We start from the raw sequence: 25,288 nt of genomic DNA on the forward strand, positions 1-25,288 counted from the left end.
CTCAGGGACCTTGGTTGATCCCCGAGCGTCCGTCGAAGGGCGGTCCCTGAGCAGTGACGAGCGCTTGCGCGAGGAACGTCCGTCGAAGGGTAACGGCCTCGTCGTTGACCACCGCCCCCGACCACAAGGGCGGCGACCACAATCCAGGCCGCAACCCTTCGACAAGCTCAGGGACCAAAGACGACAAGCTCAGACGTCTGGGCCGCGGAGGACCTCCGTCAGGTCGTAGCTGACCGGCTCCTCGAGCTGGTCATAGGTGCACGACTCGGGATCGCGGTCCTCGCGCCAGCCGACCCACTGGGCGGTGTGGCGGAACCGGTCGCCTTCCATGTGGTCGTAGCGGACCTCGACCACCCGCTCGGGCCGCAGCGGGACGAACGACAGGTCCTTCTTGGCGTTCCACCGGGAGTGGGCTGCGGAGGTCGGCGTCCGAGGGGTCGACTGATCCCGGTTGTCCGGCGTCGTCTCCTCCGGCTGCGCCCAGGCCCATGGATGGTCGTCGAACGTCGTCACCAGCGGCTGGAGCTCCTCGAACAACTCCTTGCGGCGGGCCATGGGCAGCGCCCCGATGACACCGACCGAGTTCAGCTGGCCGTCGTCGGTGTAGAGCCCCAGCAGCAGCGAGCCGATCGCGTCCGCCTCATCCTTGTAGAGACGGTAACCGGCGACGACGCAGTCGGCGGTGCGCTCATGCTTGAGCTTGTACATCACCCGCTTGTCCTCGACGTAGGGCTCGTCGAGCGACTTCGCGATTACCCCGTCGAGGCCCGCCCCCTCGAACTCCTCGAACCATTCCCGCGCCACGTCCGGATCATCGGTGGCGCGCGTGAGGTAGATGGGGGGCTCTGCGTGCGCCAGCGCTTCTTCGAGTGCCGCCCGGCGCTCCCGGAACGGCTTTTCGACGAAGTTGTTCTGGCCCAGCGCCAGGAGGTCGAAGGCGACGAAGCTCGCAGGCGTTTCCCTGGCGAGCTTCTCTATGCGGGAGGCCGCCGGGTGAATCCGCTGTTGGAGCGTGTCGAAGTTGAGCCGGTCGCCGGTGGTGGGGTCGACCATGATGATCTCGCCGTCGATCGCCGAATGGTCGGGGAAGTTGTCGATGATCGCCTCGACGAGCTCCGGGAAGTAGCGCGTCATGGGGCGGGAGTTACGGCTGCCGATCTCCACCTGGTCGCCCGACCGCCAGATGATCGACCTGAACCCATCCCACTTCGGTTCGTACAGGAAGTCCCCCTCGGGAAGCTTCTTGACGGGCTTAGCGAGCATGGGCCCGTAGGGCGGCGCGATCGCCGTGCCCCATCCGGCGTCCCGCTCCGCCTTGGGCGCGAGGTACTCGTCGTCGGCGCGATCGGTCCGGCGTTTCGACGGCGGCACCCTCGGGGGTTCGCCGGGCATCTTGGGGTAGTCGGGCGGGAAGTTGAGCTCCCCCAGACCGCGCTGCAGGTCGGCCTCCCAGAGCGCGAGTGCCCCGGTGACGTCTCCGGGGTCGTCGTCGATGTCAGACCACGGGCATGGTCGCTGCTCGAGGAGTGGGGGCACCGTCAGCACCGTGAAATCGGACGGCTGGGCCTCGACAAGTTCATCCCACGTCAGGGGGGTGGAGACCGGTGCCCCCGGGAGCGGCCGGGGCGAATAGGCGGCGGCGATGGTCCGGTCCCGGTTGGCCTGGTTGAAGTCGACGAACACCCTCTCGCCGCGCTCCTCTTTCCACCACGAGCTGGTCACCAGATCGGGCAACCGGCGCTCCAGTTCGCGGGCGATGCCGATGACCCCGTGGCGGACGTCCTGGAACTCGTGCGTGGGCTTGATCCTCGCGTACACGTGCACGCCGCGATTGCCCGATGTCTTCGCGTATGCCTTGAGCCCCACCTCCGCCATGAGTTCCCGCAGGGCGACAGCAGCCTCGACGGCGTCCTTGAAGTCGCGGCCCGGCTGCGGGTCGAGGTCGATCCGCAGCTCGTCCGGGTTGTCCAGGTTGGCGGTTCGGACGGGCCAGGGATGGAAGGTGATGGTGCCCATCTGTGCCGCCCACGCGAGGTCGGCGGGTTCGTCGAAGACGAGCTGCAGGTGCCGACGCCTGGACGGGTACGTGCACATGACGGTCTCGAGGAAGTCCGGCGCGCCTCGGGGCGGGCGCTTGGAGAAGAACTCCTCCCCGTCGATGCCCTCCGGGAACCGCTGCAGTGTCATCGGGCGGTCCCCGTTCAGGTGCAGGAAGGGCTCCGCGACCGTGAGCAGATACTCCACCAGCCCGCGTTTCGTGACGCCCCGGTCGGGCCAGAGCACCTTGAGCGCGCTCGTGAGCTTCACGTCCCGGATGCCGTCGGGGCCGTCGATCTTGAGCACTTCTGTCTCAGTCATAGAGCAACACTAGTTGTCACCGGGCTCTGGCAGACACGATAAGGCCACCCGCTATGGGCTGCTCCGGGCAGCGAGCGGTTACCCTGCTTACCTGTCGGGGAGTGAGTTGAGCAAATGAGATGGGTCAACCCCGCGACACGCCGCGATAACAGCGTTTCGATTCGTCGACACATCTCATTTGCTCAACTCGCCGTCCGGACCACAGAGCCCGTGAAGCCATCGCGCAGCCGCGCCAAGGGGACACAGGAAAGGGCCCGGCCGAAGCCGGGCCCCCTGTCGAAGTGGGTTACTCCTTGACGTCCTCGTCGACCCAGTCGAAGGTCCGCGTGACGGCCTTCTTCCAGTTGCGGTACAGACGCTCGCGCTCGTCCTCGTCCATGGACGGGGTCCAGCGCTTATCCTCTGCCCAGTTGTCGATGACGTCCTGCTCGCCCTGCCAGTAGCCAACGGCGATGCCGGCGGCGTAGGCGGCGCCGAGCGCGGTGGTTTCCGCGACGACGGGGCGGACGACGTCCACGCCGAGCATGTCGGCCTGGAACTGCATCAGGGTCTCGTTGGCGGTCATGCCGCCGTCGACCTTGAGTTCAGCGAGTTCGACGCCCGAGTCGGCTTCCATGGCGTCCAGCACCTCGCGGGTCTGGAAGGCGGTGGCCTCCAGGACGGCGCGGGCGATGTGGCCACGGTTGACGTAGCGGGTCAGGCCGACGAGCGCACCGCGTGCGTCCGCCTTCCAGTAGGGGGCGAAGAGGCCGGAGAAAGCCGGCACGAAGTACGCGCCGCCGTTGTCCTCGACCGTCGCTGCCAGCTGCTCGACCTCGGGGGCGGAGTCGAACATCTTCAGGTTGTCGCGCAGCCACTGCACCAGTGAACCGGTGACGGCGATCGAGCCCTCGAGGGCGTAGATGGCCGGCTTGTCGCCGATCTTGTAGCAGACCGTGGTGAGCAGGCCGTTCTCCGAGGGAACAACCTCCTCGCCGGTGTTGATCAGCATGAAGTTGCCGGTGCCGTAGGTGTTCTTCGCCATGCCGACCTCGAAGCAGGCCTGGCCGAAGGTGGCCGCCTGCTGGTCGCCCAGGATGCCGGCGATCGGAACGCCCGGGAGCATGCCCTGCGGGCGGCCGTCGCCGTAGACCTCGGCCGAGCTCTTGATCTCGGGAAGCATGGACATGGGGATGGTCATGTCCTTGGCGATCTCTTCGTCCCAGTCAAGGGTCTTGAGGTCCATCAGCATGGTGCGCGACGCGTTGGTGACGTCGGTGACGTGGATGCCGCCGTTCGTCCCGCCGGTCATGTTCCACAGTACCCAGGTGTCCATGGTGCCCATGACGAGGTCGCCGGCTTCCGCCTTTTCGCGGGCGCCGTCGACGTTGTCGAGGATCCACTTGACCTTCGGGCCACAGAAGTACGTGGCGAGCGGGAGTCCCACGCGGTCCTTGTACTTGTTCTGGTCGCCGCCGCCGAGTTCTTCGACGATCTTGGCGGTACGGGTGTCCTGCCAGACGATGGCGTTGTAGACGGGCTCACCGGTGTTCTTGTCCCACACCACGGTGGTCTCGCGCTGGTTGGTGATGCCAACCGCTGCGATGTTGCCCGAGTTCAGCTCTGCCTTGCTCAGCGCGTCGGCGACGACGGAGCGGACGTTGGCCCAGATCTCCTTGGGGTCGTGCTCGACCCATCCCGCGCGGGGGAAGATCTGCTCGTGCTCCTTCTGGCCGACCGAGACGATCGTGCCCTTGTGGTCGAAGACGATGGCTCGGGAGCTCGTCGTCCCCTGGTCGATTGCGAGTACGTACTTGTCGTTCATGTAGTCACTAATTCCTTACTCGAGGTGTGGTCACGCGGGGAGGAGTGCGCCGGACAGCAGGCCTGCCAGCACACCACCGATGAGGGGGCCGACGATCGGGATCCAGGAGTAGCCCCAGTCGGAGCTTCCCTTGCCCTTGATCGGGAGGATGGCGTGCATGATGCGCGGCCCGAGGTCACGGGTGGGGTTGATGGCGTAGCCGGTGGGGCCGCCGAGGCTGGCACCGATACCGACGACGAGGAGTGCGACGCCAAGCGCGCCCAGCCAGCCGAGGCCGGCGGGAGTTGCGGTGTCCGCGTCGCCCCAGTTGCCAGCGGCCAGCACGACGAACACCAGCACGAAGGTGCCGATGATTTCAGTGATGACGTTCCACATGGGGTTGCGGATCTCAGCACCGGTCGAGAACACGCCGAGCTTCTTGCCCGGGTCGGGCTCAGCGTCGAAGTGCTGCTTGTAGGCCACCCACGTGAGGAGGGCGCCGATCATGGCACCCAGCAACTGGGCCACAACGTAGACAACCGTCGAGGCGGCGGTGATCGCCACGCCGGCGGCGTAGCTATCCGCGCCCGAGGCGAGGATGCCGAACGTCACGGCCGGGTTGATGTGGCCGCCCGACTTGTAGGACACCAGGACACCCGCGAAAACCGCGAGACCCCAGCCAAAGTTGATGAGGAGCCAGCCGCCGCCGAGCCCCTTGGTCTTTGCGAGGATGGCGTTGGCGACGACGCCACCACCAAGCAGCAGCAGCATCGCTGAGCCGACGACCTCCGATAGGAAAACGACTCCTAGCGAGACTTCTTCCATGGTCTTGCTCTCCGTTCCTGACAGCTATGTCAGCTAGGCGTCATCAATGACGCGACTTAAGGAGGCGGACGTTTGTGCCGCCTCCAGATAGAACACCGCCCCTTGCACGTCGGTGCAAGGGCCATGCACGTTTGTGCATGAGGTGAGAAAGTGACTGCACTTTGTGGTTTTTGTATCGGGGATCCGCGGGCCTCGTGCCATGGCGCGACGCCTCTTCGGGTCGGCCACGGAGGGTGTGAGCGTGGTCGCTACTCCCCCGCTGCGCCGTCCGACGCCGTATGTCATGGTTGACCCCCTCGGCTCCCTGGTGGAAAGGTACCGCGCGCTGCTCCGCGTCGTGTGCAAAACATGAAGACCCGTCAGTGCTCCTGCAGGGGCGATCTCGGCTCCCTGAGCTTGTCGCCTCTGCTCCCTGAGCTTGTCGAAGGGTTGCGACCGTGACTGTGGGCGCCATCCTGAACGCCAACGCGAGGTGGAGACGCCAACGCGAAGGTGGAAACGCCAACCAACAAGTCCCCACGCCGCCGAGACTCAGCGAGGCCTGTGAGATCTCGCGGGCGTCGCTGAGTCTCGCGGGCGTCTCGGGATTTCGATTGGCGTTCCGCCTCGTCTGTTGGCGTTCGCTCTTGCCGGTTGGCGTTGAATCCTGTCCGTTGGCGTTCCGCGTTTCCGGTTGGCGTTCAGTCCTGCCGGTTGGCGTCAGGCGGCCCGTCGGTACTGCTCGACGGTCAGACGACGGCGGGAGGCGACCGCGAGGATCGACGCCAGCGCGGCGATGGAGGCCATCAGCAGCGCCACCCCGGCCAGGCCGATCTCTCCGGTCCCTCCGGCGAGCCATGTCCGCACGAGCAGCAGGCCGTTCTGCAGCGGCGACACCGCGCCGAGCGGCGACAGCCAGCTGGCGGCCGACGACAGCCCGAGGGCCAGCGTCACGGCCAGGAGCAGCACCGAGATCCCGCGGCCGACGTTGCCGAGCCAGCCCGCGAGGGCATGGTTGGCGAAGACGAACGAGATGCCCAGCGCAAGCAGGAGCACCATCAGGCCCACCGTCGTGCCGATGCCTAGCCCGAGCGCCACACCTCCGATGATCCCGAGCAGCAGGCCCTGGGCGGCCACGATGACCAGCGGCACCCACAGGGTCCTCGCCCACAGCAGCAGGCTCGGGGCTCTCGACGACACGACGTCGCGCGGGATGGGCCGGGCAGCGACGAAGCTCGCCAGCGCACCCAGCCACAGACCGGCCACCAGCAGGAGCGAGACCAGCGGCACCTCGCCGCGGGTCATCAGGTCGGCGTCGCGATCAACCGGTGAGGCCACGACGGTCGCCAGACGCTCCCGATCCTGCGCCGAGTACGTCGGCACCTCGTCGGCGCCCTTGGCCAGCTCCGTGGCGAACGTGTCCACACCGTCGTCGAGCTGCTCGGCGCCATCGGCCAGTTGGAGGAGACCGTCCGTCAGTCCGGTGGTGCCGTCGGCGGCCGACGTCACCCCGCGCGTGTACTGCGCGACCCCCAACACGTAGTCGCCCGCGCCCACCTCGAGTTGGTCGACGCCGTCGGCGAGCTGCACGACACCGTCGCGTAGCTGCCTGACTCCCCCGGCCAACTCGGTGACCTGGCTCATCTCACCGATGCCGGAGTTCAGTTCAGCCACGCCGCCCGCGAGCTGACCGACGCCGTCGCCGTACTGGTCGAGACCGTCGGCGAGCTCCCGGGAGCCGTCGGCGAGCTGCCCGATCCCGGCCGTGAGCTGGGGCAGCCCGGTGGCGAGCTCCTGGATGCCTTCGTTGAGCTCGGTCGCGCCGTCGGCGAGTTGCTCTCCGCCGTCGACCAGAGGCTGGGCCTCGGTGACGAGCGTCGCGGCGCCGTCACGCAGCTGCGTGACGCCCTCGATAAGCTGTCCGGTCTGCGCGGCGAGCTCGCCGCCCAACTGCCCCACACCCTGGGAGAGCGCTTCCGCCCCCTGCGCGAACTCGGCGGCACCGGCGGCGTACGTGCCGGTGCCGACGGCGAGCCCTTCGGCACCGGTCAGGAGGGAGGCACCGGTCTGCGGGTCGGGCGTGTTGAGGATCGCCGACGCGGTCCCCGTGCCGGCGCGGAAGCCCGCTGTGAATCCCGCTTCGGCGCCCGCCCGGAACGTGGCCTCGAGCATCGCGCAGGTGGCGGGGTCCGGCACCGGGCACTCGAAGGCCTGGATCACCTGACCGACGGCCGCCGCCGCCTCGGCGGGCGGAGCGACCGCACCGGAGGAGAAGCCCTGGAGCGCCTGGTCGGCCTGCGCGAGCCCGCCGCTGAGGCCAGCCGCCCCGTCGGCGATGCCGCTGGCACCGTCGGCGAGTTCCTGGGCACCGGCGGAGAGGTCCGCCGCGCCCCCGACGAGCTGATCGAGACCCTGCGTGTCCTGCGGTTGGGTGAGCCCGGCGAGGAGCTGATCGAGGCCGCCGCGGAGCTGGTCGACGCCGTCGATCGCCGCCGCGGTGCCGTCGGTGTAGGCAGGGATCTGCGAGAGCAGCTGGTCCGCCCCTGTGCCGAGCTCGCCCAGCGTCTCGGCGGTGGGAAGCTGCGCCTCCACCTGCGCCAGGCCGTCGGCCAGCCCGTCCGCACCCGCGACGAGCGGATCGGCGCCGGCCGCGAGCTGCGCCGCGCCGTCGTTCAGCTCGCCGACGCCCGCGATCAGTTCGGGGATGCCGGCGGCGAACTGGTCCACGCCCGTGGACAGCTGCGTCACGCCATCGACGAGCTCAGGCATGGAGCTGTTGAGGGTGGCGATGCCGTCGACGAGCTGGTCGCCGCCGTCCACCAGGAGGGGTCCGTTCTCGCTGAGCTGGACCATGCCGTCGCTCAGCTGGGTCGAGCCCTGGGCGGCTTCCCGGACCCCGTCGGCCAGCTGTGCCGACCCGTCGCTCAGCTGGGCGGCGCCGTCGACGATGGTGCTGAACTGCTCGCCGACCGTGTTGAACCCGACGTAGATGCCGTCGAGATAGCCCTCGGTCAGCGTCTCGTTGATGGTGTCGGTGGCGAGGCGGGCGATCTCCTGGGCCAGGGACGCGTCGGTGACGGGCGCGTTCTCGCTCACGTCGACATCGATGGTGGCCTGCTGCGCGGCGTCGGCGTCGTTGGCCGAGAAGGACGTGGCCGACGCAGAGAACTCCCGTGGGATCGTCACGACGGCGGAGTACTCGCCGGTCTTCAGGCCAGCCGACGCGCTGGGAGCGTCGGCCAGCGTCCACGAGATGTTGTCGCCGTCGCGCTCCAGCATGGCCGCCGCGAGCTGACGGCCGAGCGGGACGGGCTGGCCGTCGATGGTGACGGCCTCGTCGAGGTTGACGACGGCCGCCTGGATGTCGTCGTCAGCGCCGGCGTTCGCCGCTCCGATCAGCGACACAACGACCAGCAGCGGCACCAACGCGAGCGCGATCAGGCCTGGCCATCCGAGGCGCCGTCCGGTCATGGTCTCGGGGTTCATACCCTGCTCTCCTCGCGGGTGCTGGCCGGGGCGGCGAACGTGCCGTCGACGGCGAAATCTCTCAAATGGTCTTCACTGGCGGCGCCGAGCACGACGGCGCCCTCGACGCGCGTGCGTTCGACGAGCGCCATCAGGGCCGCCTTTTCGCGCTTCGTGCCCACCAGGTCCACCGAATCCACGATGACGACGGAACCCGCCGGGACCGCCTCGAGCGACTCGGCGACGTCGTGGACGTGGGTGAGGTCGAGGTACGTGACGCGGCGACGAACGCGGCCGGCGGTCTCCGGCAGCAGCGCACCGGCCACGCGGGCGCGACCGCCCGTCGTCTGCAGGCGGCCGGACAGCGCCAGGGCGGCGCCGGTGCGCGGCCCGACCGGTCCCACGAGCCCCACCACGTTGCCCGGCACCAGCTTCAGGCTGAGCGGGTCGAGCACGCCGTCGACCGCAAGGTCCTCGGCGTAGAGCACCGAATCGTCGCCCGGCCAGCTCTTGAGCGCCATCTCCTTGCTCAAGACCTCACCCTCGACGTCGAAGACGGGCAGCAGCTTGTCGAGCCACGCCGGCAGCCACCACGCGCGCTCGCCCAGCAGCGTCATCACGGCCGGCACCAGCGTCATCCGCACCAGGAAGGCGTCGACCGCGACGCCGATCGCCAACGCGAAGGCGATCGACTTGATCGGGCCCATGCCCTCGGGCACGAAGAACGCGAACACGGCGATCATGATGACCGCCGCGGCCGCGACGACCGGCCCGGAGGCGACGAAGCCGTCGCGGATGGCGTCGACCGGCTTCTTGCCGTGCACATACTCCTCGCGCATGCGGCTGACGAGGAACACCTCGTAGTCCATCGCCAGGCCGAACAGGATGCCCATGAGCAGGATCGGCAGGAAGGAGATGATCGGCATCCCGCGTTCGAGGTTGACGACCTCCTTGAACCAGCCGTGGTTGAAGACGAGCGTCGTCGCGCCGAACGCGGCCCCGACGCTCAGCAGGTAGCCGAGCGTGGCCTTGATCGGGACCCAGACGGAGCGGAACACGGCCGCGAGCAGCACCAGCGAGAGCCCGACCACGAGCACACCGAACGGCAGGAGCGCGGCGGTCAGCTTCTCGCTGATGTCGATCTGGACGGCGGTCATGCCCGTGACGTTGGTCTCCACCCCGTACCGCTCGAGCCAGACGTCGTGTCTGTCCACGAGCGCGCGGACGAGCTCGGTCGTCGCGGGGTCATCGGGCCCGGTCTCGGGCACGATCTGGATGAGGCCGGTGTCGGCGTTGGGGTTCGGCGTGGCGAGCGGCACGCTGGCGACACCGTCGATCTGCTCGATGTCGGCCTTCAGGCCGGCCATGAGTCCGAGCGGGTCGGTGGAGCCGATGATGTCGGCGGTGACGATGAGGGGCCCGTTGACGCCCTCGCCGAAGTGCTCGGCGGCGAGGTCGTAGGCGATGCGGGCGGGCTGGTCCGGGCGCTGCTGGCCGGCGTTGGGCAGGGAGACCTGCAGTCCGACGGTGGGCACGGCCAGCGCGACGAGCGATGCCACCACGATCGCGATCGTCGCGACGGGGTGCTTGGTCGTGACGCCGACCCACCACGCGAACAGACCGGGACGGTCGCGCTTCTTCTTCTGTTTGGTGGTCTTCGGCTTGGGGCGCATCCGCTCGCCCATGACGCCCATGAGGGCCGGCAGGAAGGTCAGGGCGATGGCGACGGCGAACGCGACCGTCACCGCGGCGAAGACGCCCATCACCGTGAGGAACGGGATGTTGGCGACGCCGAGTCCCAGCAGCGCGATGAACACCGTCATGCCGGCGAAGACGACGGCGGACCCGGCGGTGCCGACCGCGCGCCCCGCGGACTCCTCCGGCTCGAGGCCGGCACGGAGCTGGTCGCGGTGGCGCGAGAGGATGAACAGCGCGTAGTCGATGCCGACGGCCAGGCCGAGCATCACCGAGAGCAGCGGCGTCGTCGAGTTGATGTCGGTGATGCGGGTGAGCAGCAGCATGATGGCCATGGCGATGCCGACGCCGGTGACGGCGGTGACCAGCGGGAGGCCTGCGGCCACGAGCGATCCCAGCAGCAGCGTCAGCACCACCAGCGCGACGACGAGGCCGATCGCTTCGATGATGCTGAGGTGAGGCAGCTCGATGTTGAACGCCTCGCCGCCCATGCTTACCTGGCTCCCGGCCGGGAGGGCGGCCTCCAGGTCGGCCGCGACGTCGCTCATTCCGGACAGGTCGTCCTCGGTCGGCGTCTCGCCGCCGAAATCGAGGCTGAGCTGCATGATGGCGGCGCGGCCCGAGTCCGAGACCAGTCCGTCGACGTACTCGTTCCAGGGGCTCGTGGCCTCGACCACCTCGTCGAGCGCCTCGAAGTCCGCCAGGGCGGCCTCGATCTCGGGGCGCAGGTCGTCGACCTGCTCTCCCTCGGGCGCGACGATGATCGCGAGCGCGGAGAGCGCCGCGCCCTGGGGAAACGTCATGCGGAGCTTGTCCAGCGCCTCCTGGGAGCGGGACGACGGGATCTCGAAGGCGTTGTTGAAGGAGCCGGAGAAGGCGAGCGCCGCGCCGCCGAGGGCGACGAGGGCACCTAGCCAGATCGCGATGACGGTGAGTCGCTTGCGGTAGCACCAGCGTCCGACGGCATAGAGCCATGCTGACATGAAGGGGAGTCCTTGGGATCGAGGTGGATATCCTCAGGGTACCTGCGAAATCGCGGAGAATACATTTCTGTATCGCCGACCCGAAGGGGCCCCATGACCGAGCCGAACACCAGCCGTCGCGAGGCCACCAAGGCGCGTCTGGTCAGCGCGGGGATCGCGGAGTTCGCCAGGCGGGGCATCGACGCGACGTCGGTCGAGCAGCTCTGCGAGGCGGCCGGTTTCACGCGCGGCGCCTTCTACTCCAACTTCGACTCCAAGGACGATCTCTGCATCGAGATCACCCGACGCATCGCGACCGGCACGGCCGAGGCGCTCCAGCAGGCGCTGGACGAGATGCCCGCCGCGATGGAGCGCGGTGAGATGGTGCGCTACCTGCTGGCGTCGCGCTCCCCCAGCCCTGAGGTGCGCACCACGCTGATGGAGATGGAGTTGCGCGCCCATCGCGATCCGGCCTTCGGCGTCAGGTTCCAGGAGGCCAGGTCTGACCTCTGGCCCGCCCACATCGAGATGGCGCGGCTCGCCGCCGAGCGCGCCGGCGTCGACTACACCATCGACGTCCGCGACTTCATGTTCATCAGCGAGGCCACCTACTACTACCCGGGCGGCAGCGACGATCCGGAGCGCCCGGCGCGTCTGATCGGCCTGCTGGCCGAGGCGTTTTCACACCCCAAGGAGTCATGATGACAGCACGGATCGAGCACCTGGCGACCGCCGGTAACCACGACCCGCAGGGCCCCCCGGTGCACGAGAACAACGTGTGGCTGGTGGGCGACGACACCGAGGTGATCATCGTCGATCCCGCCCACGATGCGTCCGCCGTCGAGCGCGCTGTGGGCGGACGGCGGGTGGTCGCAGCGCTGCTGACCCACGGCCACTGGGACCACATCCGCGCCGCCCGCGACTTCGCCGCGCGCGTGGACTGCCAGTTGCACCTCCACCCGGCCGACGCGTTCCTCTGGGAGGCGGAGCACGGCGACGCCCCCTTCGAGCCGATCGCCGACGGCGAGCGCTTCGCCGTCGCCGGGACGGAGCTGGAGGCCCGGCGCACGCCGGGTCACACCCCCGGGTCGACGTCGTTCGCCGTCGCCGATCTGCGTGCCGTGCTCACCGGCGACACGCTCTTCGAGGGAGGACCGGGCGCCACCCGCTGGGACTACGCGAGCTTCGAGACGATCCTGGACTCCATCCAGCGACGACTCTTCGTCCTGCCCGACGACACCGTCGTCCACACTGGCCACGGCCCGTCCACCACGATCGGCGCCGAGCGCCCCGCCCTCCCCGACTGGATCGCCCGCGGCTGGTAGCCCCCACCCTCCCCACGGCCGACCCCGGCCACTCAGGCGGCCGGGAGGGGGAGTTGAGCAAATGATACAGGTGGACGAATCGTAACGACGTTGCACCGGCGTGTCGCGGCGTCGACCCATCTCATTTGCTCAACTTGCTCCCCCGGCAGACCGCCCGCCCCCGCCCCTAGCCAACTAAAGTTGCTCTCCACAACGAAATATCCCGAAACCCCTTGACCCGAGCCGCCTCCATCGGTAATGTCCAATTAGTTTCACGACTACACCATTAGTTGACAAGCAGCTCGGTCGAAGACGACCGGGCTTCCCGGCCCTGCCGGGGCGCGGAGAGTGACGACGGAAGACACCCTCTGTGGCGAGTCGACCCTTCGAGACTCCCGTCCGGGAGCCGAGCCGAAAGGAAGACATGCAGATTCCCTCTCGAGGACGCACGTCCCGCCTCATAGCGGCGGGACTGGCCGCAGGACTGGCCCTGGTGGGCCAGCTCGCCACCCCCGCCCAGGCGGACCACACCCCCGACATCGCCGCCGATGCCGAGGTCCAGCCGCTCAAAGACGTCTACGCCGACCACTTCGACATCGGCAACATCTACTCCGGCGCGCAGACGTACGCCGAGGATTCCCCGAACTGGGCCCAGGTGGAGCGTCACTACAACGTCATGACCGGTGAGAACCTCATGAAGCCCGACCAGTTGCTGCCCAACAACAACATCGATCCCGACACCGGCGAGTTCACGTTCAACTTCGACGCCGCCGACTACTTCGTCGACGAGACACTCGACCGCGGGATGAAAGTGCACGGCCACGTCCTGGTGTGGCACAGCCAGTCACCCGCCCGCCTGAACAGCGGCGACACCGGGGGCACCCGGGCCCTGGCGAAGGCCAACATGGAGCGCTACATCGAGGCCGTCCTCACCCACTTCCAGGATCGCATCGCCTCCTGGGACGTCGTCAACGAGGCGTTCGTCGACGGCCTCGGCACGTTCGACCCCGAGACGCAGAACTGGGAGGACTTCCTCCGCGGCGGCCCGAACGGCGGATGGTCCAACTGGTACGCCGCCTACAACAACGGCGCCGACGCCGAGGCCGGCGATCGCCCTGGCGACTTCATCTACGACGCCTTCGTGTTCGCCCGCCAGTACGGCCCCGAGACGAGGCTTGAGTACAACGACTTCAACGTGTTCCAGTCCGAGGGCAAGGCCAAGGCGATCCTCGCCATGGCCACCGAGCTCAACGAACGCTACGCGGACGAGTACCCGGACGACCCGCGTCAGCTGATCGAGGCGATCGGTATGCAGTCGCACAACTACATCAACCAGACCCCGGCCTTCGCCTGCTCCGACCTGACCGAGCTCCCCGCGCTGTCCGACGACGACGCCGCGGAGTGGCGCCCCGGCGCCTGCTCGAACGACGCATCGGTGGAGCGCTCGATCCAGCTCATCATCGACGCCGGTTTCGTCGTCAACGTGAGCGAGCTCGACCTGCAGGTGTGGGAGGCGTGGAACGCGGAGCCCGAGGGCACGAACCGCGACAACTACGCCGACCTCAACGACGAATCCGTGGCCGATCGCATCTCGAAGGAGGGCTTCACCTACTGGGAGGACAAGATCGAGAGCCGTACCGAGCTGGAGGCCATCCAGGCGCACCGCTACGCCGAGTACTTCGCCGTGTTCAAGAAGTACTCCGACCACATGGACCGGGTGACCTTCTGGGGCCTGACCGACTACCTCAACTGGCGAGCCACCCACAACCCGCAGCTGTTCAACCGCGACTGGTCGCCCAAGCTCTCGGCCTACGCCGTGGCTGACCCCGACGGCTGGCTCGGCGTGACACCACCGGCTCCCCGGCCCAAGTACGTCGGCGTGGTGCCCTACACCAAGGCAGGGCTGCACGACCACAACGGGCGCAAGTGGTCGACGACGTGCGAGGTCTACTCGCAGACCGAGCGGTGCCGCACCGAGATCTGGGCGACGACGGTCAAGCGGGTGGGCGACTCCTACGTCCGCGAAACGGGCTGGGCGTTCAACAACCTCACCTACCTGCCCTACATGACCCGCGCGCAGTGGGCGGGCAACCCGCTCGGCCACACGGGCCAGTGGACCGGGACCGACGGCGCCCTCTGGCGCACCGAGTGCGACACCCCGCTGACCGGCGGCAACGCCTGCCGGACGTTCCGGTGGACCACCGTCTACGACGCCACGCGGAACCCGAGCGGCGGCTACACCTTCTCGCAGGAGAACACCTGGGTGTTCAACAACCAGGTCCTCTTCGGAAGTTACAGCCGCTGAGCCGGCCCGGATTCTTAGCTCAGCACGGATCCGGTGACTGACAAACGGGGGCCCCGACGCACGCGCGTCGGGGCCCCGGCGTCGGATGGAATGGGTCAGCGAGGATCGGTGGCCTCGGCCCACAGTTCACGACGCCGTTCCGCCTGACGACGGTCCGCGATCCCCGTGAACGTGCCGATGAGGGCCAGGATGGTGATCAACCAGAACAACTTGCGCAGCATGGCCCCCAATCTACGCCGACGGCGTCGCACACGGGCCCCGGACAAACCCCTGCGCAACCCCGACTCGCACCCCGGGAACACACGCCCGCTCCCCGTTGTCTAAAGTTTGTTCAACCCCTAGGCTGAGCACGATGGATGACGCACTTCACACTCCGCTCCGGCTGCGCGTGGACCGGCCGTGAGCGCGACCTCGGATGCCTTCGACCGGGGGGCAGGCCGCTACGACCTCATGGTGAGCCTCAACCCGGGGTACCACCACGAGCTTGGGCGTGCGTCGCGCGAACTGAGCGCACGGCTGAAGGGCCGCGAAGGCCTGAGCCTCATCGACCTTGCCTGCGGCTCCGGTGCCTCGACGCGGACGCTGGTCGAAGCCACCCCTCCCGGCACCCGCATCACGGGGATCGACGCTTCCGCCGGCATGCTCGCAGAGGCCCGCAGCAAGCCCTGGCCGCCAGAGGTCCGGTTCACCCAGGCGAGCGCCGGCCGGCTCGACGTCTCCGCCTTCGGCGAGCACGACGGGGTGCAGGCCTGCTACCTGCTGCGCAACGTCCCCGAGCAGGAACGCGACCGCGCCGTTGACGAGATCTTCTCCCTCCTGAGGCCGGGGGGATGGGCGGTGTTCCAGGAGTACTCCGTCCGGGGCAATGCCCGCGCCACCGCAGTGTGGTCGGCGGTGGCCTCGGCGATCATCATCCCGCTGGGCTGGATCATCGACCGCAACCCCGATCTATACCGCTACCTGCACCGCAGCGTCCTCGAGTTCGACGACGTCGCGACGGTGGCCGACCGGCTCACGCGCGCCGGCTTCGTCGACGTGGCTCACCGCACCGCGTCGGGATGGCAGCGCGGAATCTTGCACACATTCGTCTGCCGCAAGCCAAAGGAGACCTGATGCAGCACACCCTGCCCGGGCGCGATAAGCGCGCCGTCCGCCACGAAGGCCCGAAGGGGTCGCCACGGGTTCAGGCGACTGCGGGGGTGGTCGGCGGCGGCATCGCCGGCATCGCCGCAGCCGTGGGCCTGGCCGAGCGCGGCGTGAAGGTGACGCTCTTCGAGACCGGCGACCGGCTCGGCGGGCGCGTGGCGGCCTGGCCGCTCGACGACGAGCGCACGATGAGCCGCGGGTTCCACGCGTTCTTCCGTCAGTATTACAACCTCCGCAACCTGCTGAAGCGGATCGACCCCGAACTCAGCGTCCTCGTCCCGATCGAGGACTACCCGCTGCAGCGGCCCGACGGGATGAAGGACTCCTTCACGGGGCTGAACCCCAATCCGCCGTGGTCGGTCATGCAGTTCGTGCTGCGCAGCCCTGCCTTCACGCCGAAGACGTTCGTCAAGGTGAACGTGCCGGCTGCGCTCGAGCTGATGCGCGTGCGCTTCCCCGAGACCTACTCGAAGTACGACGGCGAGTCCGCCGCGGCTTTCCTCGACCGCCTGCGGTTCCCCGACGCGGCGCGCGATCTGGCCCTCGAAGTGTTCGCGCGCTCGTTCTTCGCCGACCCGTCGGAGTTCGCCGCCGGCGAGCTCATCGCCATGTTCCACACCTACTTCATCGGCTCGGCCGAGGGTCTGCTGTTCGACGTGCCGAACGACGACTACGACGCGGTGCTCTGGGCCCCTCTGGCGGACTACCTCCGCGGCCTGGGCGTTGAGATCCGGACCGGGACGACGGTCGACAGCGTCGAGCCGGGCGACGACGGTGCCGCGGTGGTCGTCGATGGCGTCAGGCTGCACTACGACGGCGTGGTCATCGCCGCCGATCCGCGGCGGGCGCGCGCGCTCCTCGCCGACACGGACCTGCCCGAGCAGTGGCGTCGGCAGGTGGCGGACACGGTCAACGCCCCGCCGTTCGTCGTGGTTCGGCTCTGGCTCGACCGGCTCGTCAACGCCGACCGCCCGGCCTTCCTGGGCACCTCCGGGTACGGGCCGCTGGACAACGTGAGCGTGCTGGAGCGCTTCGAGGCCGGCGCTGCCCGCTGGTCGAAGGAGAACGGCGGATCGGTCGTCGAACTTCACGCCTACGCGGCGCCCGACGACACCGCGTCCTCGAGCGAGGCGGCCGACGCCGTCGTGGCGCAGTTGGAGGACGAGCTGTACCGGGTGTTCCCGGAGACCCGCGACGCGGGCGTCGTGCACCGGGAGGTCCTCGTCGAGGACGACTGCACGCTCATCCGCCCGACCGGCTGGGACCAGCGGCCGACCATCAGCACCCCGTCACCGTCGGTCAAGCTGGCCGGCGACTGGGTGCGCTGCGACTACCCCGTGGCGCTCATGGAGCGGGCCGCCACGACGGGTTTCATCGCCGCCAACGAGTTGCTCGCCCGCTGGAACGGCCAGGGTCACGATCTCTGGACAGTCCCGATGCGCGGCCTCCTCGCCGGTCGCCGCTGACCAGGATCCCTGAGCAGCTCGCGAGGAACGAGCGAGCGTCCGTCGAAGGGTCACGACCTCATTGTTTACCACCGCCCCCGACCACGAGGGCGGCGACCACGGTCCAGGCCGTAACCCTTCGACAAGCTCAGGGACCTGGATTGATCCCTGAGCAGCTCGCGAGGAACGAGCGAGCGTCCGTCGAAGGGTCACGACCTCGCGGCCTACCGCCGCCCCCAACCACAAGGGCGGCGACCACACTCACGGCCGTAACCCTTCGACAAGCTCAGGGATCAAGAACCGACAAGCTAGGGGATCAAGAACCGACAAGCTCAGGGATCACAGACAACTGCTCAGGTGAAGCTGAGCTTGGGGACGCCGAGGGTGAGGGCCCGGGCGGTGAGCGCGACCTTCTCCCGGTCCGGCACCCGGATGCGGCCGGAGAAGACGTCGTAGTCAGCAGCCTCAATACGGTCGAGGATCCGGCTGTAGAGCACAAGCGCCGTGCCGACACAGAGGCGTGAGCGTCTGGGAAGCATCGCCAGACCGCGCTCGCCCTCCGCGTAGAGCTCGCGGTTCCGCGCGACCTGCTCCGCCATCATCGAGCGCCACTCAGGCGTCACCCGTCGGAGCGACGGGTCGGCGCCGTGCCGGGCGAGATCCTCCTGTGGCAGGTAGACCCGCCCCCGGTCGAGGTCCTCCTCGACGTCGCGCAAAAAGTTCGTCAGCTGGAAGGCGTTGCCCAACGCACGGGCCGGCCCCATGGCCTTGTCGGTGAACGGTTCGAGGACCGGCAGCATCATCTCGCCGATGACTGCGGCCGAGCCCTCCATATAGCCGTCGCGCAGTTCCTCCCAGGTGGCCCAGCTGGTCTTCGTCAGATCGGCAGCCATCGCGTCGAAGAAGCGGTCGAAGCACTCCGGGTCGGTGCCACGACGGCTGATCGAGTCGACGATCGCCGCCATCACCGGCGGATGGTCACCCGTCGGGTTCGCCAGAGCATCGAAGAACGTGGCGCGGAACGCCGCCAGCCGCTCCTCCGGCGTTCCGTTGGGCGGCACGGCGGTATCCGCCGGGGCGACCGTCTCGGGCTCGTCGACGATGTCGTCGGCCAGCCTGCAGAGAGCGTAGACGGCGAAGACATCGCGCCTCTGACTCTCGGGCAACAGCCTGGCCCCCCAGTAGTACGTGGTGCCGTGAAGCTTCGTCAGCTCGGCCGCGCGCTGGTAGCCGGCGTCGAGCGCCGTCACAGTTCAGCCACCCTCTCCGCGGCGAGCTTCCCCGAGATCAGCACCATCGGGATGCCGACGCCGGGCGTCGTGCCGGAACCGGCGAAGACGAGCCCCGGCACCCGCTTGTCGATGTTCTTTGGACGGAACGGGCCGGTCTGCGAGAACTTGTGGGACAGCGCGAACGGGGTGCCCGCGGCCATGCCCTGGGCAAGCCAGTCCTCGGGGGTGACCAGTTCCTCCGTGACGATGTCAGTCGGGTAGCCGTTGGCCTCGAGGAAGGCCAGCATGCGCTCCCGCAGGCGGGGCCCCTCGATGGCCCAGTCGATCTTGCCCACCTGCAGGTTCGGGACCGGCTCCAGCACGTACAGCGTGTGGCAGCCCTCCGGCGCCGCCGTCGGATCGGTGATCGACGGGATGGCCACGTACCGCGAGGGGTCGGCCATCGGGACTCCACGGTCGAGGAGGTCCTTGAACGCGTCGTCCCACGCCTCTCCGAAGTGGATGTTGTGGTGGCCCTTGTCCTCGGGGATCTCGCCGCGCACCCCGAGGTGCCAGACGACGGCGCTGGGCGAGTACTGGCCCTTGCGCGCCACCCGCGGCGGGGTGAGTTCGGGCAGCATCTTCTCGTAGGCCACCGGCAGGTCGGCCGTCACGACCACCGCGTCGGCGGTGACGATCTCGCCATCGGTGAGCCGCACGCCCGTGGCCGCGCCGTCGGCACCGCGAACGACCCGCTCCACCGAGGTCGACCAGCGGAAGTCGACGCCGGCCTCGGCGGCCGCCCACGCCATGGCCTTCGGCACCGCGCCCATCCCGCCGTCGGGGAACCAGACGCCCTCGATCGAGTCCATGTAGGTGATGACCGCGTAGAGCGCCAGGGCCTTCGCGGGGGCGAGGCCCGCGTACATGGCCTGGAAGCTGAACACCCGGTGCAGCCGCTCATCCTCGAAACGCCTCCCCACCGCGCGCCCGAGGCGGCCGAAGCCGCCGAGCGCCACGAGCTTGAGCGCAGCCACCGGCGACCGGAACAGGCTGAGGGGGGAATTGAAGTTGGCGTCGATGAAGTGGGGCAGCTCGACGTCGTTGAGTTTCGTCAGCCAGGCCACGAACTTGTCGAACGCCACGGCGTCGCGCTCGCCGCACATCGCGGCGATCTCCTTGCGCATCTTCCTGTGACCGGGGCGCACCAGCAGCCTGGAGCCATCGGCGAAGAACGTGTGGTAGGCGGGGTCCAGGAGTTTCATGTCGACGTAGTCGCGCCAGGTGGCCCCGACGGCTTCGAAGGCCTCCTCGAGCAGCGAGACCATGGTGAAGACGACCGGGCCGGTATCGAACCGGAACCCGTCGCGTTCCAGGACTCCGCTGCGCCCACCGGGGATGGCCTCGCGCTCGATGACCGTCACCCGGTGACCGGCCCCCGCCAGATGCATGGCGGCCGCCAGGCCGGACAGGCCCGCCCCGACCACGACGACGTGCTTGCTCATGCGTCCCTCCAAGCGACAGCGCGGGCCGCGGTTCGCAGCCCCTCAACACCCTCGCCGACCAGCGGTCGGGTGTGCAGTTCCACGAGCGCCGCGTCGACCGCCTCGGTGATCATCCGTTCGACGTCCTCGTGGACGCCGGCCCGGCGCATGGCCGCCGCCAGGCTGGCGACGTCGGCCCGGGAGAAACCCGGCGTGCCGACCCGCTGGAGCAGCGCCGCGGCGTCGCCCTGGAGGCGCTGCCCCGCGAGCGAGAGCAGCACGGTCGCCTTGGCCTCGTAGAGGTCGTCCCCGGCCGGTTTCCCGGTGACTGCTGGGTCCCCCCAGACACCCAGCACGTCGTCGCGCAGGGCGAACGCGCGTCCGATGTGGTCCCCGAACGCCATCAGTGTGTCGACGACCCCGGCGGGTGCCATCGCGGCCGCCGCGCCGAGCTGCATGGGCCTGGCCACCGTGTAGCGGCCCGACTTCACCTGCGCGACGTGCTTGGCGTGGGCGAGGTCGCGGCGCCCGGCGGCGGCCCCGGTGAGGTCCGCGCGCTGTCCGGCGATGAGTTCCACCGACAGCGCATACCAGACTTCGCGCATCTCCTCGGGGAGGCCGTCGATCAGCCGGTCCGCCAGCACGTGGGCGAGGTCTCCGAGCAGGATCGCGACGTTGCGGCCGAACAGCTCTCCGTTGCCGTACGCGCCGGTGGCACGGTGCCGGGCGGCCGCCTCGACATGTGCCGCGGGGCGCCCGCGCCGCGACGACGACTCGTCCATGACGTCGTCGTGGATGAGCGCGAAGAGGTGCAGGAGCTCAAGGGCGGCGGCGGCGCGCACAAGGTTGCGGTAGCCCGGGCTGCCGGTGCGTCCGCCGGCAGCGATGAACGCCCAGTACGCCATGGTCACCCGGAAGCGCTTGCCCCGACCGATGAGCAGGTCGGCGGCCCACTTCGGGAGGTCGGCCGCGAGCACGTCCAGCCCGACGTTGCCGGCATACCGGGTCCACTCGTCGGCGAGGCCGGCCATCTCGTTCTTGAGCAGCGCCTCGACGTCGGTCAGCGCCCGCTCGACGTCGACAGAGGCGGAGACCCCCATCGAGGCCGACGGGTGGGCGCGGCCGATGAGCGGCACCTGGCGCACGGCCCACGGGCTGTAGACGGCGGGGGTGGCGCTGATCGCGGCGACGAAGCTCTCCCAGGGCACCCACGCCCACTCGGCCACCTCGTCGGGGTCCGGCCGCGGGGTCGGGTCGCCTTCGACGACGGCACCGAACACCGGACAGATCTCGTTCTCGACGATGCCCGAGGCGTCGACGGCGCGGTAGCGGAAGTTGGGCACCAGCGGCGTGAGAGGCCCGATCGTGAGCCCGAGCTCCTCCTCGACCCGCCGGTGGGCGGCGTCGTCGAAGCTCTCCTCCGGCTTGGGGTGACCGCAGCAGGAATTGGTCCACACCCCGCCCCAGGTCTTCTTGCTCAGCGCCCGCCGGGTGAGCAGCACCTCGCCTCGTTCGTTGAACAGGTACGTCGAGAACGCGAGGTGGAGCGGAGTGTCGGCGGTGTGCACCTGGGTGCGATCGGCGCGCCCGATGGGCTGTCCGTCGTCACTGAGGAGAATCACTTCGTCGGCGGTCACGGTGGTGGTCATGTTGGAGTGTCCCATGCTTGGCTGATGGCCAGAGCCTATCCGGGCTATTGCCATGCTGCAAGAGTTTGTCTAAGGTTTGTCGAAGATGGCCAGCGTGGCCGGAGGGAGGCTGACGACATCTACACCGTCAAACAGGCGTCCCAGCTCACCGGCATACCCGAGGCGACTCTTCGCATGTGGGAGCGCCGCTACCGCATCGTCTTCCCGCATCGATCGGCCTCCGGTTTCCGCCTCTACGACGACGGCCAGCTCGACCGTCTCCGCGAAATGGCTGCGCAGGTCAACGGCGGCGTGCCGGCCTCGCGAGCCGCGCAGGCGATCCTCGACGCGGCCGCGTCCTGGCCTCGGCCGGAAGCGGGCGGGCATACCGGCGACGACCTCGTCGCCGCGGCCGCGACCCTCGACCCACTCACCCTCGATAACGTCATCGGCCGCGCCTTCGCGCGGGCGGACTTCGACGAGGTTGCCACCGGCTGGCTCCAGCCCCAGATCACCGCGCTCGGCGACGCGTGGGCCGACGGCAGGCTGACGGTGGCCCAGGAGCACTTCGCCAGCGCGGGCCTGATGCGCGCTATCGGTGCCGTCTTCGACGCCGCCCCACCCGCCAGCGGCGCGGCGGTGCTGGTGGGGCTGCCGCCGCGCGAGCGGCACGAGCTCGCCCTCTACGCGTTCGCCGCCTGCCTCCGGCGCCGGGGTGTCAATGTGATCTACCTCGGGGCCGACGTGCCCGCGACCGACTGGGTCAGCGCGGCGGTCGAGAGCCACGCCCGCGCCGCCGTCATCGGGGTGAGCGCCCGTCGGGCAGGTCCGAAGGCGCAGGAGGTCGCGGACCAGCTCGGGGCACTCACTCCGCCGGTGTCGGTGTGGGCCGGCGGCTCGCACCGTGACCTCGTCGAGGGGGTCCATCAGCTGCCCGACCCCGTGTCCGAGGCGGCGGCCGTCCTGCACCTGAGTCTCACCACGGGCCGCGCCTGACTCACGGGGCGCACGCGTACGCCCGGCTTCGTACACTGGCCCCAACAGATCAGGAGCTTCCGTGCAGCAACGCAAGGCCATCAGACGAGACGATCCTCAGGGACCACGGCTGGAGCGGACGGGGTCGGTCGTGCGCATCCGCTCTCTGGCGGCGGGCCGCCAGTTGCTGCGCGAGCGTCACCGCACGACGCAGGCCGGTTTCACGGCGGAGAAGATCCCGAAGGGTTTCCTCAAGCACCACCCGATCCTGATCTCCGACGGCCCACTGCACGACGAGCAGCGGACGAAGGTCGGCCGCTTCTTCGCGCCGAAGGTGGTCGCCGAGCGCTACCCCGGACTCATGGCGGACTCGGCCGACCGGCTGCTGGCCGGCGTCGAGGGGGAACTGCTGCTCGACGACCTGGCCCTGCTGTACTCGGTCGAGGTGACCGCCAAGGTCGTGGGGCTGACGGAGTCGCCGGTCGAGAAGATGGCCGGTCGGCTGACGACGTTCTTCAACCAGCCACCCTTCGATATCACCAAGCCGGATCTCGGGCGGACCGGCAAGCAGTGGGCGGCTGCCGCCGTCAACGGCCTCGTGCCGGTGGCGAGGTTCTACGTCCGCGACGTCCGCCCGGCGGTCCGGGCCCGGCGCAAGGAGCCGCGCGGCGACGTCATCAGCCACCTCATCGCCGAGGGCTACACCAACGCCGACATCCTCATCGAGTGCGTGACCTACGGCACCGCCGGCATGGTGACCACGCGTGAGTTCATCTGCATGGCCGCCTGGCACTTGCTGACCGACGAGGACCTGCGGTCCCGCTACGAGGCGGGCGAGGAGCGCGACCGCATCGCGGTGCTGAACGAGATCATCCGCCTGGAACCGGTCGTCGGGCACCTCTACCGGCGGGTGCAGGAGTCCTTCTCGATCGAGGACGGCTCGGACTCCATGAACCTCGAGCCGGGCGACCTCGTGGACGTGTGCGTCCGTGACGCCAACGTCGACCCGGAGGCTGTGGGCTCCGACGCTCTGTCGCTCTGCCCTGCCCGCAACCTTCCGCGCGGGGTGGATGCCGCCGCGCTCACGTTCGGCGACGGAGCCCACCGGTGCCCCGGTCAGCCGCTGGCCCTTCTGGAAGCCGACGCGCTGCTCACCCGCCTGCTGGCGCTGAACCCCAGGATCGTGAGCGAGCCGGAGCTGGGCTGGGACGACCTCATCGCCGGCTACACGCTGCGCGGCTTCCGCCTGGCACTTGCCCTCAACGGCTGACCGTCGCCCTGCGTAGCGGCCGCGTATCGAGGGGCCCGTGATTCCTCATACTCATTCACCCTGAGAAAACGTGCCGCCGCGGCTGTATAGGCCATGGCAGGTCATTTCTTCAGGACGAACGTAGCGAACCCTGGGTGAGGTCCTCGGTGCCGCGCTCGAGGGTGGTGTTGCCGAGGCGGGCGGCGACCACCCAGAGGACCACGGCACACAGGGCGTAGCCCAGCGCGATGAGGAGGAAGGCCGGAGCGGACAGACCGGTGGGCGGCAGGGTCAGGGCGGCGACGACGCCGGCCAGCACGAAGGCGCTGTTGAAGATCATGTCGTAGAACGTGAACGCGCGGCCCTTGTACCGCTCATCGACGTGCGACTGCACGATCGTGTCGACGCAGATCTTGAAGGACTGGACGGCAAGGCCGAGGAAGAAGCTCGCGACGAAGAGGACCCACTTGTCCGTGCTGAGGGCGGTCAGCGCCGACACCACGGCCGCGCCGATGAGCAGCAGCAGAGCGGTGCGACGAAGCCCCATGGCGCGCACGAGCAGCGGAACGAACGGGGCCGAGAGGACGAAACCGACGCCCGTCAGTCCGCCCCAGATGGCGAGATCGGCCAGCGCGGCATCCGGCTGATCGACCGAGTGCCAGAGGTTGCGCGCGGCAAGGATGACCGCGACGCTTAGCAGGCCGAAGAGCAGGCGCGTGGCGCCCATCAGGATCAGCGCAAGGGCGGCGGGGGTCTGCTGCCGCACGTGACGGGCGGCCTCGACCAGTCCGACGGCCACCGTCACCCACGAGGTGCGTTCCGCCGGCACCGTCGGTCCGAGCGCCCGCCGCGAGAACCCCTTGCACACGAGGACCGAGCCCAGGAACCCGAGGGCAGCTATCCCGAAGACGACGGCGTCGGCCTGGTGGCTGGGCATGAACCCGCCTAGCCCGAACCGGGCGGCGAACGCCAGTGCCGCCCCGAACACGACGCCCAGCGGACCCACCGTCGGAACGATGGAGCTGGCAGTGAGGAACTCGTCCTCCTCCACCGTGTGCTGCAGCCCGGCGGACAGGCCGGCGAGCATGAAGCGGTTGATGCTCATGGCGACCAGCAGCGCCCCGAAGAGGACCACCGCCCAGGCACCCGTCGTCGCGCCGCTGAAGATGACCGCTCCGATGATGAGGCTCAGCACTGTCCTGGCGAGGTCGCTGTAGAGGGCGACGTCGCGGCGCGACCAGCGGTCGAGCAGCGGGGACACGAACGGCCCGATGACCGTGAAGGGCATCAACGTCAGCGCAAGCACGCCGGCGATCGCCCACGCGTTCGGCTGGCTCTGCGGGGAGAACAGGATGTACGACGCCATGCCCACCTGCAGAGTGCCGTCAGCGGCCTGGCTGAGCAGGCGCAGCGTCATGAGTCGACGAAACGCCGCGTGCCTCCACAGACGCGCGAGCGCCCCGAGAACTCCCAT

General features: G+C 69.1%; 17 protein-coding genes and 1 pseudogene. 7 read left to right on the top strand and 11 right to left on the bottom strand.

All coding sequences use genetic code 11. From position 1 onward, the window contains the following. Positions 1-189 precede the first annotated feature (189 nt). From RPIT_RS13035 to RPIT_RS13055, 5 genes are all read right to left on the bottom strand, one after another. A complete protein-coding gene (locus RPIT_RS13035) occupies positions 190-2,358 on the bottom strand; it encodes an ATP-dependent DNA ligase (RefSeq protein WP_077343845.1) in 2,169 nt (722 codons plus the stop codon). A 286-nt stretch (positions 2,359-2,644) separates the two neighbouring features. Further along, positions 2,645-4,162 carry a glycerol kinase GlpK gene (gene glpK, locus RPIT_RS13040; RefSeq protein ID WP_077343846.1) on the bottom strand — a complete coding sequence of 506 codons (1,518 nt, stop codon included), beginning with the start codon at positions 4,160-4,162 and terminating at the stop codon, positions 2,645-2,647. Between the two features lie 30 nt (positions 4,163-4,192). Next, positions 4,193-4,966 carry an MIP/aquaporin family protein gene (locus RPIT_RS13045; RefSeq protein WP_077343847.1) on the bottom strand — a complete coding sequence of 258 codons (774 nt, stop codon included), beginning with the start codon at positions 4,964-4,966 and terminating at the stop codon, positions 4,193-4,195. Positions 4,967-5,665: 699 nt separating this feature from the next. Continuing rightward, entirely contained in the window at positions 5,666-8,431 is a 2,766-nt protein-coding gene (locus tag RPIT_RS13050; RefSeq protein ID WP_077343848.1) for a YhgE/Pip domain-containing protein, read from the bottom strand. Continuing rightward, complete coding sequence (locus tag RPIT_RS13055; protein ID WP_077343849.1) at positions 8,428-11,088, bottom strand: MMPL family transporter; 2,661 nt, start codon at positions 11,086-11,088, stop codon at positions 8,428-8,430. Before RPIT_RS13055 ends, RPIT_RS13050 begins: the two co-directional genes overlap by 4 nt. Positions 11,089-11,181: 93 nt before the next feature. On the opposite strand from RPIT_RS13055, the gene RPIT_RS16040 reads away from it, so the two are divergent. The 3 genes from RPIT_RS16040 (at position 11,182) to RPIT_RS13070 (ending at position 14,676) form a co-directional block, all read left to right on the top strand. Continuing rightward, a complete protein-coding gene (locus tag RPIT_RS16040; protein ID WP_077343850.1) occupies positions 11,182-11,769 on the top strand; it encodes a TetR/AcrR family transcriptional regulator in 588 nt (195 codons plus the stop codon). Beyond that, positions 11,769-12,392, top strand: a complete 624-nt coding sequence (locus RPIT_RS13065) for an MBL fold metallo-hydrolase (protein ID WP_077343851.1) — start codon at positions 11,769-11,771, stop codon at positions 12,390-12,392. Before RPIT_RS16040 ends, RPIT_RS13065 begins: the two co-directional genes overlap by 1 nt. Positions 12,393-12,795: 403 nt before the next feature. After that, positions 12,796-14,676: an endo-1,4-beta-xylanase gene (locus RPIT_RS13070; RefSeq protein WP_077343852.1), complete on the top strand. Its 1,881-nt coding sequence runs from the start codon at positions 12,796-12,798 to the stop codon at positions 14,674-14,676. 95 nt (positions 14,677-14,771) lie between these two features. Here RPIT_RS13070 and RPIT_RS15960 read toward each other — a convergent pair whose 3' ends face one another. Further along, complete coding sequence (locus RPIT_RS15960; RefSeq protein WP_257787342.1) at positions 14,772-14,897, bottom strand: hypothetical protein; 126 nt, start codon at positions 14,895-14,897, stop codon at positions 14,772-14,774. 178 nt (positions 14,898-15,075) lie between these two features. Here RPIT_RS15960 and RPIT_RS13075 point away from each other — a divergent pair, with 178 nt between their 5' ends. Both RPIT_RS13075 and RPIT_RS13080 read left to right on the top strand, forming a co-directional pair. Next, positions 15,076-15,789, top strand: a complete 714-nt coding sequence (locus tag RPIT_RS13075) for a class I SAM-dependent methyltransferase (RefSeq protein WP_218121576.1) — start codon at positions 15,076-15,078, stop codon at positions 15,787-15,789. Beyond that, positions 15,789-17,288, top strand: a complete 1,500-nt coding sequence (locus RPIT_RS13080) for an FAD-dependent oxidoreductase (RefSeq protein ID WP_077343853.1) — start codon at positions 15,789-15,791, stop codon at positions 17,286-17,288. Before RPIT_RS13075 ends, RPIT_RS13080 begins: the two co-directional genes overlap by 1 nt. Positions 17,289-17,620: 332 nt before the next feature. Here the strand turns inward: RPIT_RS13080 and RPIT_RS13085 are convergent, their stop codons facing one another. The 4 genes and pseudogenes from RPIT_RS13085 to idi all read right to left on the bottom strand — a co-directional run. Next, on the bottom strand, positions 17,621-18,517 hold the full coding sequence (locus RPIT_RS13085) for a phytoene/squalene synthase family protein (RefSeq protein WP_077343854.1): 897 nt from the start codon (positions 18,515-18,517) through the stop codon (positions 17,621-17,623). Further along, positions 18,514-19,983, bottom strand: a complete 1,470-nt coding sequence (gene crtI / locus RPIT_RS13090) for a phytoene desaturase family protein (RefSeq protein WP_077343855.1) — start codon at positions 19,981-19,983, stop codon at positions 18,514-18,516. Before crtI ends, RPIT_RS13085 begins: the two co-directional genes overlap by 4 nt. Then, positions 19,980-21,062 (bottom strand): polyprenyl synthetase family protein, encoded by a 1,083-nt coding sequence (locus RPIT_RS13095; RefSeq protein WP_335755117.1) that lies wholly within the window; start codon positions 21,060-21,062, stop codon positions 19,980-19,982. Before RPIT_RS13095 ends, crtI begins: the two co-directional genes overlap by 4 nt. A gap of 33 nt (positions 21,063-21,095) precedes the next feature. Then, positions 21,096-21,626, bottom strand: a pseudogene (idi, locus tag RPIT_RS16045) (isopentenyl-diphosphate Delta-isomerase); the annotation flags it as partial. Positions 21,627-21,785: 159 nt separating this feature from the next. On the opposite strand from idi, the gene RPIT_RS13100 reads away from it, so the two are divergent. Next, on the top strand, positions 21,786-22,586 hold the full coding sequence (locus RPIT_RS13100; RefSeq protein ID WP_237267833.1) for a MerR family transcriptional regulator: 801 nt from the start codon (positions 21,786-21,788) through the stop codon (positions 22,584-22,586). Between the two features lie 61 nt (positions 22,587-22,647). Next, positions 22,648-23,835 (top strand): cytochrome P450, encoded by a 1,188-nt coding sequence (locus RPIT_RS13105; RefSeq protein ID WP_077343857.1) that lies wholly within the window; start codon positions 22,648-22,650, stop codon positions 23,833-23,835. Between the two features lie 109 nt (positions 23,836-23,944). On the opposite strand, the gene RPIT_RS13110 is transcribed toward RPIT_RS13105, so the two are convergent. Beyond that, a complete protein-coding gene (locus RPIT_RS13110) occupies positions 23,945-25,288 on the bottom strand; it encodes an MFS transporter (protein WP_143028218.1) in 1,344 nt (447 codons plus the stop codon).

The sequence above is a fragment of the Tessaracoccus flavus genome (assembly GCF_001997295.1).
GTDB lineage: Bacteria > Actinomycetota > Actinomycetes > Propionibacteriales > Propionibacteriaceae > Arachnia > Arachnia flava.

Bases quoted from the DNA above. Each gene is read 5' to 3' on its own strand.
- RPIT_RS13080 (WP_077343853.1), top strand. From the start codon at position 15,789: ATGCAGCACACCCTGCCCGGGCGCGATAAGCGCGCCGTCCGCCACGAA.
- RPIT_RS16040 (WP_077343850.1), top strand. From the start codon at position 11,182: ATGACCGAGCCGAACACCAGCCGTCGCGAGGCCACCAAGGCGCGTCTG.
- RPIT_RS13100 (WP_237267833.1), top strand. From the start codon at position 21,786: ATGTGGGAGCGCCGCTACCGCATCGTCTTCCCGCATCGATCGGCCTCC.
- RPIT_RS13110 (WP_143028218.1), bottom strand. From the start codon at position 25,288: ATGGGAGTTCTCGGGGCGCTCGCGCGTCTGTGGAGGCACGCGGCGTTT.
- RPIT_RS13055 (WP_077343849.1), bottom strand. From the start codon at position 11,088: ATGTCAGCATGGCTCTATGCCGTCGGACGCTGGTGCTACCGCAAGCGA.
- RPIT_RS13050 (WP_077343848.1), bottom strand. From the start codon at position 8,431: ATGAACCCCGAGACCATGACCGGACGGCGCCTCGGATGGCCAGGCCTG.
- RPIT_RS15960 (WP_257787342.1), bottom strand. From the start codon at position 14,897: ATGCTGCGCAAGTTGTTCTGGTTGATCACCATCCTGGCCCTCATCGGC.
- RPIT_RS13035 (WP_077343845.1), bottom strand. From the start codon at position 2,358: ATGACTGAGACAGAAGTGCTCAAGATCGACGGCCCCGACGGCATCCGG.
- RPIT_RS13095 (WP_335755117.1), bottom strand. From the start codon at position 21,062: ATGGGGGTCTCCGCCTCTGTCGACGTCGAGCGGGCGCTGACCGACGTC.
- RPIT_RS13065 (WP_077343851.1), top strand. From the start codon at position 11,769: ATGACAGCACGGATCGAGCACCTGGCGACCGCCGGTAACCACGACCCG.
- crtI (WP_077343855.1), bottom strand. From the start codon at position 19,983: ATGAGCAAGCACGTCGTCGTGGTCGGGGCGGGCCTGTCCGGCCTGGCG.
- RPIT_RS13045 (WP_077343847.1), bottom strand. From the start codon at position 4,966: ATGGAAGAAGTCTCGCTAGGAGTCGTTTTCCTATCGGAGGTCGTCGGC.
- glpK (WP_077343846.1), bottom strand. From the start codon at position 4,162: ATGAACGACAAGTACGTACTCGCAATCGACCAGGGGACGACGAGCTCC.
- RPIT_RS13070 (WP_077343852.1), top strand. From the start codon at position 12,796: ATGCAGATTCCCTCTCGAGGACGCACGTCCCGCCTCATAGCGGCGGGA.